The sequence below is a fragment of the Streptococcus sp. HMSC072D03 genome (assembly GCF_001812855.1).
GTDB classification, from domain to species: domain Bacteria; phylum Bacillota; class Bacilli; order Lactobacillales; family Streptococcaceae; genus Streptococcus; species Streptococcus salivarius_D.
In genome coordinates this window covers 118,416-129,343 of the sequence record NZ_KV810634.1, presented here as the reverse complement: position 1 = coordinate 129,343, position 10,928 = coordinate 118,416, and the positions used below count along the sequence as shown (strand labels likewise).

General features: G+C 40.3%; 11 protein-coding genes and 1 pseudogene. All 12 read left to right on the top strand.

The window, feature by feature from the left end:
* The first annotated feature begins 144 nt into the window (after positions 1 to 144).
* Positions 145 to 1,383 carry a GTPase HflX gene (gene hflX / locus HMPREF2877_RS03000; protein ID WP_070578614.1) on the top strand — a complete coding sequence of 413 codons (1,239 nt, stop codon included), beginning with the start codon at positions 145 to 147 and terminating at the stop codon, positions 1,381 to 1,383.
* Complete coding sequence (locus tag HMPREF2877_RS02995; RefSeq protein ID WP_070578611.1) at positions 1,376 to 2,017, top strand: cystathionine beta-lyase; 642 nt, start codon at positions 1,376 to 1,378, stop codon at positions 2,015 to 2,017. Before hflX ends, HMPREF2877_RS02995 begins: the two co-directional genes overlap by 8 nt.
* 31 nt (positions 2,018 to 2,048) lie before the next feature.
* Positions 2,049 to 2,978: a ribonuclease Z gene (rnz, locus tag HMPREF2877_RS02990; protein ID WP_045001803.1), complete on the top strand. Its 930-nt coding sequence runs from the start codon at positions 2,049 to 2,051 to the stop codon at positions 2,976 to 2,978.
* Positions 2,978 to 3,745, top strand: a complete 768-nt coding sequence (locus tag HMPREF2877_RS02985; RefSeq protein ID WP_070578608.1) for an SDR family NAD(P)-dependent oxidoreductase — start codon at positions 2,978 to 2,980, stop codon at positions 3,743 to 3,745. Before rnz ends, HMPREF2877_RS02985 begins: the two co-directional genes overlap by 1 nt.
* Before the next feature lie 71 nt (positions 3,746 to 3,816).
* Positions 3,817 to 3,954, top strand: a pseudogene (locus tag HMPREF2877_RS11390) (class I SAM-dependent methyltransferase); the annotation flags it as partial.
* Between the two features lies 1 nt (position 3,955).
* Positions 3,956 to 4,360 (top strand): GNAT family N-acetyltransferase, encoded by a 405-nt coding sequence (locus HMPREF2877_RS02980; RefSeq protein WP_064521295.1) that lies wholly within the window; start codon positions 3,956 to 3,958, stop codon positions 4,358 to 4,360.
* A 305-nt stretch (positions 4,361 to 4,665) separates the two neighbouring features.
* Positions 4,666 to 6,867, top strand: coding sequence for a single-stranded-DNA-specific exonuclease RecJ (gene recJ / locus HMPREF2877_RS02975; protein ID WP_070578605.1), 2,202 nt, complete (start codon positions 4,666 to 4,668; stop codon positions 6,865 to 6,867).
* Between the two features lie 117 nt (positions 6,868 to 6,984).
* Positions 6,985 to 7,503, top strand: a complete 519-nt coding sequence (locus tag HMPREF2877_RS02970) for an adenine phosphoribosyltransferase (protein ID WP_002884049.1) — start codon at positions 6,985 to 6,987, stop codon at positions 7,501 to 7,503.
* Positions 7,504 to 7,675: 172 nt separating this feature from the next.
* Complete coding sequence (gene metA / locus HMPREF2877_RS02965) at positions 7,676 to 8,620, top strand: homoserine O-acetyltransferase MetA (protein WP_070578603.1); 945 nt, start codon at positions 7,676 to 7,678, stop codon at positions 8,618 to 8,620.
* A gap of 72 nt (positions 8,621 to 8,692) precedes the next feature.
* Positions 8,693 to 9,391, top strand: a complete 699-nt coding sequence (locus HMPREF2877_RS02960) for a DnaD domain-containing protein (protein WP_014634316.1) — start codon at positions 8,693 to 8,695, stop codon at positions 9,389 to 9,391.
* The gene (nth, locus tag HMPREF2877_RS02955; protein WP_070578600.1) at positions 9,391 to 10,035 is read left to right on the top strand and encodes an endonuclease III; all 645 of its coding nucleotides are present in this window, start codon (positions 9,391 to 9,393) and stop codon (positions 10,033 to 10,035) included. Before HMPREF2877_RS02960 ends, nth begins: the two co-directional genes overlap by 1 nt.
* Positions 10,036 to 10,162: 127 nt before the next feature.
* Positions 10,163 to 10,921: a hypothetical protein gene (locus tag HMPREF2877_RS02950; protein WP_014634318.1), complete on the top strand. Its 759-nt coding sequence runs from the start codon at positions 10,163 to 10,165 to the stop codon at positions 10,919 to 10,921.
* Positions 10,922 to 10,928 lie beyond the last annotated feature (7 nt).

Genomic DNA, 10,928 nt, shown 5'->3' with positions numbered 1-10,928 from the left:
ATAACTTCTGAGGACTTTGTCTTCAATCTGAACAAGTTGGTTAATCCAACTTGTTTTTCTTTGAAAAAAATTAAGGTCTGTGACCTTTTCTTTGCCCCTGCCTGTGGTATAATAGAAGTTGACTATTTTGAAAAGGGGTTTGCTATGATAGAGACAGCCAAACAGCAAGAACGTGCTATTTTAGTAGGTGTTGAATTGCAAGAAACAGAGCATTTTGACATGTCAATGGAGGAACTTGCCAGTCTTGCCAAAACTGCAGGAGCAGAGGTTGTAGCTAGCTATACCCAAAAACGTGAACGCTATGATAGTAAGTCTTTCGTAGGTTCAGGAAAATTAGAAGAAATCAAGGCCATGGTGGATGCGGATGAGATTAGCACTGTCATCGTCAATAACCGTTTAACGCCTCGTCAAAATACCAATCTTGAAGCAGCATTTGGCGTAAAAGTTATTGATCGTATGCAATTAATTTTGGATATCTTTGCCATGAGGGCTAGAAGCCATGAAGGAAAACTTCAGGTTCACTTAGCTCAACTAAAATACATGTTGCCCCGTTTAGCTGGTCAAGGGATTATGCTCAGCCGTCAAGCAGGGGGCATTGGTAGCCGTGGACCTGGTGAAAGTCAGTTGGAGCTTAATCGTCGTTCGATTCGTAACCAGATTGCTGATATTGAACGCCAGTTAAAGGTTGTTGAGAAGAACCGAGAAACCATTCGCGAAAAGCGTGTTGATTCAAGTACCTTTAAAATTGGCTTGATAGGTTACACCAATGCTGGGAAGTCAACAATCATGAACCTTATGACGGATGATAAGCAATATGAGGCTAATGAACTTTTCGCAACCTTGGATGCAACGACTAAGAAAATTTATTTAAAGGATCAGTTTCAAGTGACCTTGACAGATACGGTTGGTTTTATCCAGGACTTGCCAACAGAATTGGTTGCTGCCTTTAAGTCAACTCTTGAAGAAAGTCGTAATGTGGACCTTCTTTTGCATGTTATTGATGCGAGTGATCCTAATCACGAAGAGCATGAGAAGGTGGTCTTAGACATTCTCAAAGACTTAGACATGACTGATATCCCTCGCCTAGCAATCTACAATAAGATGGATGTAGCTGATAATCTAGTAGCAACAGTCTTTCCTAATGTTCGTCTCTCAGCACGTGACAAGGGAAGTCGTGAGGCCCTCAGAAGACTCTTGATTGACGAAATTCAACAGATTTTTGAACCCTTTAGTATTAAGGTCCATCAGGATCAAGCGTATAAACTTTATCAATTGAGTCAATTAGCCTTACTAGATAGCTACACTTTTGATACAGAAGTGGAAGAAATTACAGGTTATATTTCACCGAAAAATAAATGGAAATTGGAAGAATTTTATGACTGATTATATGGATTTAGCTTTAAAATATGGTGGTTTTACAAGTTTAGATAAGGTCTATTTGGAAAATACCTTGTCAGACCTTTCGGACAGTCAAAAATTGGCTTTCATTACGCCACCACCAAGCGTGATTAATGCTTATTTTGCAGAGATTTACCAAAAACAATCTCCTGAAGCAGCGACGGATTACTATTTGGACCTTTCAAAGGAGTTGAACCTCTTTAACCCTGTACCATCTTTTGATGAGCACAAGCCTTTTATTCGTCTCAATTTGTCAGGAAAATCTTATGGATTTTGCTATGAAAATGCTGATGAGGTGGCCTTAGTCTTTGCCGAGCATTTAGAGGTTCCAACGGCTAGCATTTTGTTTGAGCTTGCTCAAGTTTTCCCGCAGTATAAGGTTTATCTTGAAGGCACTCAAATTAAGATGGCCAAGGTTGATTTTGACGAAGAAGTATTGGAAGAGTTAACACCTGAGACACAGTTACTTAGTCGTGTAACTAAGTTGAAGGGGAATGTCATTAAGTTGGCTAGCTTCAATCAAGATGAATTAGTGGAACTTTTGTCTCAATATAAAGGGCAAACTGTTTATTATGGCTTTGCTCAGCGTGAATGCCTGGCTTATATTGTCCAGAAATAAGAAGAACGATAGATAGAAAGTATAGGAAGTCATGGAATTACAATTTTTAGGGACGGGTGCCGGGCAGCCCTCCAAGGCCCGTAACGTGTCGAGTCTGGTTCTGAAGTTACTCGATGAAATCAATGAGGTATGGATGTTTGACTGTGGAGAAGGTACCCAACGTCAGATTTTAGAAACAACAATCAGACCTCGTAAAGTTAAAAAAATCTTTATCACACATATGCATGGAGACCATATCTTTGGCCTACCTGGTTTCTTGGCTAGCCGTTCCTTCCAATCTAGTGAAGAACAAACAGATTTAGAGGTTTATGGTCCAGTTGGTATTAAACAATACGTTATGACCAGTCTTCGTACCTCTGGGACACGCCTCCCTTACCATGTACATTTTAAGGAAATTGATGAGCATAAGCTAGGCTTGGTTATGGAAAATGACAAATTCGCTGTTTATGCAGATAAGTTGGATCATACCATTTTTTGTATTGGTTACCGTGTGGTTCAAAAGGATCTTGAAGGAACCTTGGATGCTGAGGCCCTTAAAGCAGCAGGTGTGCCATTTGGTCCTCTTTTTGGTCAAATTAAGAATGGGCAAGATGTGGTTCTTGAAGATGGAACTAAAATCATTGCCAAGGACTTTATTTCCGCACCTAAGAAAGGTAAGGTTATTACTATCTTAGGTGATACTCGTAAGACGAATGCCAGTGTTCGTCTTGGCTTGGGAGCAGATGTCTTGGTGCACGAGTCTACTTATGGTAAGGGCGATGAAAAAATTGCCAAGAGCCATGGGCATTCAACCAACATGCAAGCAGCACAAGTCGCTAAGGATGCGTCAGCTAAACGTCTTCTTCTAAATCACGTATCAGCTCGTTTCTTGGGGCGTGATATCGGTAAGATGGCAGCAGATGCCAAAACGATTTTCGAAAACACCCATATCGTTCGTGACTTAGAAGAGGTAGAGATTTAATGGCTAAACAACGTATTATCGCTATTACTGGTGCTTCAGGAGGGCTTGCACAAGAAATTGTCAAGCAGCTCTCACCCAGTGATGGCATTATCCTCTTAGGACGAGATAAGGATAAACTTGAGAAATGTTATCGTCATGTGGAAAATAAAACCTGTCTTGCCATTGACCTTAGAGACGACAATACCATTAAAAAAATGGTAGATTATCTCTATCAACGATTTGGACGTATTGACGTCTTTATCAATAATGCTGGTTTCGGTGAATTCAAGTCTTATGATCATTACACTAGCCAAGAGATCCGTGATATGTTTGATATCAATACCTTTGCGACGATGACCTTTTCACGTCTGATGGCTGAGAAAATGGTGGAGCAAGGCCATGGCCATATCATCAACATCGCCAGTATGGCGGGGAAAATTGCGACAGCCAACTCAAGTGTCTATGCAGCGACAAAGTTTGCGGTAATTGGCTTCTCAGATGCCCTGCGTCTGGAGCTAGCTGATAAAGGAGTCTATGTGACTACAGTCAATCCTGGTCCAATTGAGACAAGCTTCTTTGATCAAGCTGATCCCTCTGGAGCCTATCTTGAGAGTGTTAAAAAGTTTGTCCTCAGTCCTAAATACGTGGCTAAAAATATTGTCCGTATTCTGGGCAAAAACAAACGTGAAGTTAACTTGCCACGACTATTAGCGGTTGCGCACAAAGGATATACGCTATTTCCACGCATCTCGGACAAACTAGCTACCAATGTGTTTAACTACAAATAGGGGAATGGTAAATGGCAGTCAATATTCAAGTCTATTTAGAAACCATCCGGAAACCCGGAGGACAGGTATAATACGCCCTGCAGGACAATCGCTTCAAAGACCAAGAGGGATGGCGAGAGTCTATGCTCAAGATGGAGCTGGCGGTCTGCCAAGAATCCCCTTATCGGGATATCGCCTTCTTCCAGCATTATAGGTTAAAAAGGAGTTAAGATGTTAAATTATAAAAAAGAGATTCCAGCGATAACAGACCTACTCGCACTGTACAGTTCAGTCGGCTGGACCAATTATACCAACAACCCAGCTATGCTAGAAGAAGCTGTCAAAGCTAGTCTCTGGCAGTTGGCAGTTTATGATGAGGAAGAGTTAGTAGCCTACATTCGCTTGGTAGGAGATGGACACTCTGTTCTTTTGGTGCAGGACCTCTTGGTGCGACCAGATCATCAGCGCCAAGGAATCGGAAAGAAACTCTTAGAAGAGGCTTTAGCAACTTTTCCCAATGTCTATCAACGACTCCTTGTCACTGAACGTAGCGAGAAAAATCTAGCTTTTTACCAATCTCTGGGCTTTATCGAACTTTCAGAGCAAGCTTGTACAGGGATGATTTATAAATATTGATGTAAAAGATTTCCAAATAGGGAATCTTTTTCTTGTTTTTTCTAATATTACTTGAAAATGATAGTAGAATAGAGCTAGATAAAAAGAAGAGAAGAATATTTGAGAAAACATAAGTCAAATAAGGAGCAATACCCAGTTTTTTATTTAGTCTAGAAAAGTAGGTATTAATTGGAAATGTACCACGAGTCGAAGCACCTTTCGATGTTTTCCATTCTCTTTCTAGGAAACTTAGGCTTCTATTCACTATGATAAATTTTTTCATGTTATAATAGGTTGACTAGATGACAGGGAGAAAATATAAAAACATGATTACATCAACGTATGATTGGAAAATAAACACAAAAGAGCCAGATGCTGGCTTTTTTAAACTTGCTAAAGAACATGGGCTGGCAGAGACAGCAGCCAAGATTGCCTATGAACGTGGCGTGACGACAGAAGAGGCTCTTGAAGATTTTCTTAAGGCTGATTTATCACACCTTCATGATCCATATCTTCTTCATGATATGGACAAGGCAGTGGCTAGAATTCGTCAGGCCATTGAAAATTATGAGCAAATCTTAGTCTATGGAGACTATGATGCGGATGGGATGACGTCAGCATCGATTGTCAAGGAAGCTCTTGAAATGATGGGAGCTGAGGCTCGAGTCTATTTGCCTAACCGTTTTACAGATGGTTATGGGCCAAATGAAAGTGTCTACAAGTATTTCATTGAGCAGGAAGGCATTTCACTCATTGTTACAGTGGATAATGGGGTAGCGGGTAATGAGGCTATTGCTTATGCGCAAGAGCAAGGTGTGGACGTTATCGTTACAGACCACCATAGTATGCCGGCACAACTTCCAGATGCCTACGCCATTGTCCATCCAGAGCATCCGGATGCCGATTATCCTTTTAAGTATTTGGCAGGATGTGGTGTAGCTTTCAAATTGGCAGCTGCCCTCCTTGAAACTATTCCTACAGAGATGTTGGACTTGGTAGCCATTGGTACCATTGCTGATATGGTTAGCCTAACGGATGAAAATCGTATTATGGTCAAGGTCGGCCTGGAAATTCTCAAGACTACTGAGCGAATTGGGCTTCAAGAATTGCTCCGCATTTCAGATGTGGACCCAACAACGATTTCCGAAGAAACGGTAGGTTTTAAACTGGCTCCTCAACTCAATGCTTTGGGACGTTTAGATGATCCAAATCCAGCCATTGAATTGCTGACCGGATTTGACGATGAGGAGGCTCAAGCCATTGCTTTGGAAATCAATGCTAAAAATGAAGAACGTAAGGAAGTTGTTCAAAAAATCTTTGATGAAGCTATGACCATGGTAGACTTGGACAAATCAGTTCAGGTTTTAGCCAAGGAAGGTTGGCATCCTGGCGTTCTAGGTATTGTGGCGGGGCGCATCATGGAACAAATCAGCCAGACAGTAGTGGTTTTGAATATTGAAGATGGCTTGGCTAAGGGTTCGGCCCGTAGTTTGGAATCTATCAATATCTTTCATGCCCTTGATGACCACCGAGACATCTTTACTGCTTTTGGAGGACATGCTGGAGCGGCTGGGATGACCCTTCCAGAGGAAAATCTTGGTCAACTCTCAGATATTTTGTGTCATTATGTCTACGATAATGACATTGATACAAGTGCCAAAAATACGCTTAATTTAGACGAGGAGCTCCAACTCAGTGAGCTTAGCTTGGATACCATTAAGAGCCTTGAAAAACTAGCACCTTTTGGTATGGATAATAAAAAGCCAGTCTTTTGGCTACATGATATTACCGTTACTCAAGCTAGGACAATGGGACAAAATGGAGCCCATCTTAAGTTTAAGGTGAAGCAAGGCAAGGATAGCTTTGACGTTGTCGCTTTTAATAAAGGTAATCTGCTTCAAGAATTTCAACAAGCTCAAGGTTTGGAATTGGCAGTGACCTTGTCTGTTAATGTTTGGAATGGTCAGACAACGCTACAGCTCATGCTAGAAGATGCGCGTGTAGATGGTGTTCAATTATTTGATTTCCGCTCAAAAAATATGGCACTTCCTGAAGGTCTACCATCGGTAGAAGAAGCAGCAGACACAGAGCCTGCGGTTATCCTCAACACCCTACCTGAATCAGCGACAGAATTAAAAGAGTGGTTTGAAGGTAAAGATTTTCAGGCTATCTATTTTAAAAATAGTATTAAGGAAGCCTATTATCTGACAGGTTATGGAACAAGAGAGCAATTTGCAAGGCTCTACAAAACCATTTACCAATTCCCAGAGTTCGATGTCCGTTATAAACTGGATGAACTCAGTCATTACCTTAAAATCGACAAGATTCTTCTGATTAAGATGATTCAAATCTTTGATGAATTGGATTTTGTGACTATTGATAATGGTGTTATGACAGTCAATAAAGAAGCTGAAAAACGTGAGATTGAGGACAGTCAGATTTTCCAAGATCTGAAACGACTAGTTAAGTTCCAAGAACTCATGGCTCTGGGAACACCACAGGAAATTTATGATTGGCTTTATAAGTAGGGAGTCTTAATCCAAAGGATTCGTCTCGAAATGAGGGTTAGCATTTTCTAAATTTACTATTTCATGCTATAATGATATGTAAATATTTTTTTGGCGAAAAGCCTATAGGAAGAACAAATGAAATTAGAAGATTATATTGCATCTATTGAAAACTACCCTAAAGAAGGGGTTACTTTCCGTGATATTAGTCCTTTGATGGCTGATGGAAATGCTTATAGCTATGCTATCCGTGAAATCGTTCAGTATGCGACTGATAAGAAGATTGACATGATTGTTGGTCCTGAAGCGCGTGGTTTCATCGTTGGTTGTCCAGTTGCTTTTGAACTTGGTATTGGTTTTGCTCCTGTTCGTAAACCTGGTAAATTGCCACGTGAAGTGATTTCAGCCAATTACGAAAAAGAGTATGGTGTTGATACACTTTGTATGCATGCCGATGCAATCAAGCCAGGCCAACGTGTACTTATCGTTGATGACCTCTTGGCAACTGGTGGTACCGTTAAAGCTACAATTGAAATGATTGAGCGCCTAGGTGGTGTCGTTGCTGGTTGTGCCTTCTTGATTGAGCTTGATGGTCTTAATGGACGTGATGCTATCGAAGGTTACGATACTAAAGTATTGATGAACTTCCCAGGATAAATCTATCTACGAACTAACAAAAGGCCTTAGGGCCTTTTTAACTCTTTTAAAACAAAGGTGGCCTCTAAATATAGTTTAAAGCTATAGCTAACTAGAGAAAATATATATTTGATAACAATACCTCCCCGGTTTATAATATGAAGATAGAATAAATAAGGATGGAGATATTGTTATGCCTATAAAACTTGATAATAAGTTACCAGCTCTTGATGTATTGCGTTCGGAAAATGTCTTCATCATGGATGAGAACAGAGCTAGTAGCCAGGATATTCGACCAATGGAGGTCTTAATCCTTAACCTTATGCCTACTAAAGAAGTTACGGAAACTCAATTACTACGTCTTTTGGCCAATACGCCACTTCAAATTAACGTCGAGTTTCTTTATATGGCTAGTCATAAGTCAAAAAATACCCATGCTGAACATATGGAAACTTTTTATAAGACTTTTGATGAAATTAAGCATAAGTATTATGATGGTCTCATTGTAACAGGAGCTCCTGTTGAGCAAATGCCTTTTGAAGAAGTTGATTATTGGCAAGAATTGACACAGGTTTTTGACTGGTCTAAAAAGCATGTCTATTCAACCCTTCATCTGTGTTGGGGAGCTCAAGCAGGTCTCTATTATAAGCATGGTGTCGACAAGGTCCCATTGTCAGAGAAATTATCTGGTATCTATAAACAAACGGTTGACATGCCTGAAAACTTCCTTATGAATGGCTTTGATGATAGCTTTGTGTCACCACACTCACGCTATACTGAGGTTACGCTCGAGGATATTAAAGACAAGATGGATTTAGATATTGTTGTGTCAGGACCAGAGGTCGGTTTATCCATCTTAGCAAGTAAGAACCTTCGTGAAGTATATAGTTTCGGTCATTTTGAATACGACCGTGATACTCTGGCCAGAGAATACCGAAGAGATTTGGATGCAGGGATTAATCCAGACGTACCGGCAAACTATTTCCCAGAGGATGATCCAAGTCAGGAGCCTAAACTTCGTTGGAATCTTGCGGCATCTGCCTTCTTTAGCAATTGGATTAACTATGCGGTATATCAAGAAACACCTTATCGTTTAGAAGAGTTGGAAGACGATTTTTCATTCTACGGTTATTTGTAGTAGACAATCTCAAAAGACTTATGTGAGCGCATAAAGACTTTTTGGGGTGTCTAGCTATTCTGAAAGGTAAATATGAGTTTTTTTGAACAGTATCGATCAGGCAATCTGGTCCTTCCTAATGCTTTATTTTTCCACTTTAAGGATATTTTTCCATCTGCGGATGACTTTCTAGTTTGGCAGTTTCTCTATCTACAAACGACAACTCAGATTGGAGAAGTGGCTTCAAGCCAGATAGCGCAAGCAACTGGAAAGACACCAACTGAGGTTAATAAAAGTATTACAACATTGACTGAGGCTGGGCTCCTTGATTTCACGACTATTAAGGTTAATAATGAAATTGAGATGGTTGTAGATGCTTCACCTGCCTTGGCAGTTTTGGACAAGTTAGTGAGCAATGAAAAGACAACGACCGGGCCTGTAGTTGGTCAGCCAACAAATACACAGCTCATCAAGCAATTAACAGATGAGTTAGAACAAGCTTTGGGAATCTTGAATCCTATGGTTATCGAAGATTTAAACAAGGAAATCCAAGAAGAACATACTGATCCCGAACTTATCCGTGAGGCTTTGAAAGAAGCAGTATTTAACCGCAAGACAAATTGGAATTACATCAAAGGGGTTCTGCGTAACTGGAAATTGAGTGGTATTACGACGAAAATTCAAGTTGAAGAGCGTCGTTTGGAGCATCAAGGTAAGAAGCAACATCACCAAGTTTCGGATGACTTCAAAACAGGAATGGATGCAGCCCGTCAATTATGGGGTGGCCAATAATGTTAGGAAGAAAACGTGTTAATGAGGCTCTAGCTCTCATGGGAGAGATGTTTCCAAACGCTCATGGAGAGCTGGAGTGGGAAACGCCTTTCCAACTATTAGTTGCTGTTATTTTATCAGCCCAGACAACTGATAAGGCTGTTAACAAGATCACACCAGGCTTGTGGGCGCGTTATCCAGGAATTGAGGATTTGGCTTCTGCTAATCTCGATGACGTTGAGATGTGTTTGAGAACGATTGGTCTTTACAAAAATAAAGCAAAGAACATCATCAAGACTGCTAGAGCTGTTTTAATGAATTTTGATGGACAGGTTCCGAAAACGCATAAGGAATTGGAAAGTCTACCTGGTGTGGGACGAAAAACAGCTAACGTAGTATTGGCTGAAGTCTATGGCATCCCTTCTATTGCTGTAGATACCCATGTCTCACGTGTTTCTAAAAGGCTAAATATCGTGCCAGAGGATGCTAGTGTAGAGGAAATCGAAGCGGAACTGATGAAGAAAATCCCAAAGAGGGATTGGATTATCAGCCATCACCGTATGATTTTCTTTGGACGCTATCATTGCTTAGCTAAGAATCCTAAGTGCCAGACATGTCCTCTTCAAAGTTATTGTAAGTATTATAAAGAAACAACCAAGAAATAAGCTGGAGAATGTGACTTTCTTCGGCTTTTTACAGCTGTAAGAATTTGTTACAAACTAGTAACTTGACAAAAGTCTCAGGCTTTAAGAAAATAGAAGAAACGATTTAGAAGCAGGAGCGATATAGTGAATGGCTGAATTCAGTAATGAAGAGTATCTGAGAGCCTTAGCTGATAATGGTGATAGAGAAGCAGCCAAAGAATATGAGCAAGCTTTGGATAATCGTATTTTTCAGTTGCAGATTTCATTGGCTCAAACGAGTGATCCGCAGGGTCGTAGGGAAGTGCAAAAACTCTTGGAACAAGAGGAAAAGAAAAAAAGGGACTACTTTCAAGAAAAAGAGGAAAAAGCTGTGAGCGAATTTAGACGTCGTAAAAATGAAACTACAAAGGGAAGAAAAGTTTCGAGTTTTGATAAACTCAAAGATCCTAAAATCATTAGATGGGTAATTGGAGTTGTTGCAGTACTTGCAGTGGTTATTCCTGTGGTTACCTTGATGTGGTATAGTAATAACCAAAAAGAGAGTGTAACAAATCCATGGAAAAATGGTCAGTTAGCTAAAAGTAAGGAACAAGCAGCATCATCTGATAATCAATCCTCTCAAGTTGATACCTCATCCTTGTCTGACCAACAGTTAGAAGACTGGGTAGTTTCTACTTATGCTAAAGAACAAGGGTCAACAGGAGAAAATTATAAGAATCTAGGTTGGAAAGTCTATTCTTGGACCGATGATGATGATAACCTAGTTTATGCTCAACTTTATGATGCCTATGGTAATGATGTTCTTCTTTTCCGTGTAGATAAGAAGGGGCAACTCGAAGCCTATGGTGGTATTGACGGTTCAAGCGATTCTTGGGACGTCGTTTCAAAAACATATACAACCGATTAATGAAACT

Excerpts from the sequence above, each read along its gene's own strand:
- recJ (WP_070578605.1), top strand. The coding sequence starts at position 4,666 with ATGATTACATCAACGTATGATTGGAAAATAAACACAAAAGAGCCAGAT.
- rnz (WP_045001803.1), top strand. The coding sequence starts at position 2,049 with ATGGAATTACAATTTTTAGGGACGGGTGCCGGGCAGCCCTCCAAGGCC.
- HMPREF2877_RS02980 (WP_064521295.1), top strand. The coding sequence starts at position 3,956 with ATGTTAAATTATAAAAAAGAGATTCCAGCGATAACAGACCTACTCGCA.
- hflX (WP_070578614.1), top strand. The coding sequence starts at position 145 with ATGATAGAGACAGCCAAACAGCAAGAACGTGCTATTTTAGTAGGTGTT.
- metA (WP_070578603.1), top strand. The coding sequence starts at position 7,676 with ATGCCTATAAAACTTGATAATAAGTTACCAGCTCTTGATGTATTGCGT.
- nth (WP_070578600.1), top strand. The coding sequence starts at position 9,391 with ATGTTAGGAAGAAAACGTGTTAATGAGGCTCTAGCTCTCATGGGAGAG.
- HMPREF2877_RS02995 (WP_070578611.1), top strand. The coding sequence starts at position 1,376 with ATGACTGATTATATGGATTTAGCTTTAAAATATGGTGGTTTTACAAGT.
- HMPREF2877_RS02970 (WP_002884049.1), top strand. The coding sequence starts at position 6,985 with ATGAAATTAGAAGATTATATTGCATCTATTGAAAACTACCCTAAAGAA.
- HMPREF2877_RS02960 (WP_014634316.1), top strand. The coding sequence starts at position 8,693 with ATGAGTTTTTTTGAACAGTATCGATCAGGCAATCTGGTCCTTCCTAAT.
- HMPREF2877_RS02985 (WP_070578608.1), top strand. The coding sequence starts at position 2,978 with ATGGCTAAACAACGTATTATCGCTATTACTGGTGCTTCAGGAGGGCTT.
- HMPREF2877_RS02950 (WP_014634318.1), top strand. The coding sequence starts at position 10,163 with ATGGCTGAATTCAGTAATGAAGAGTATCTGAGAGCCTTAGCTGATAAT.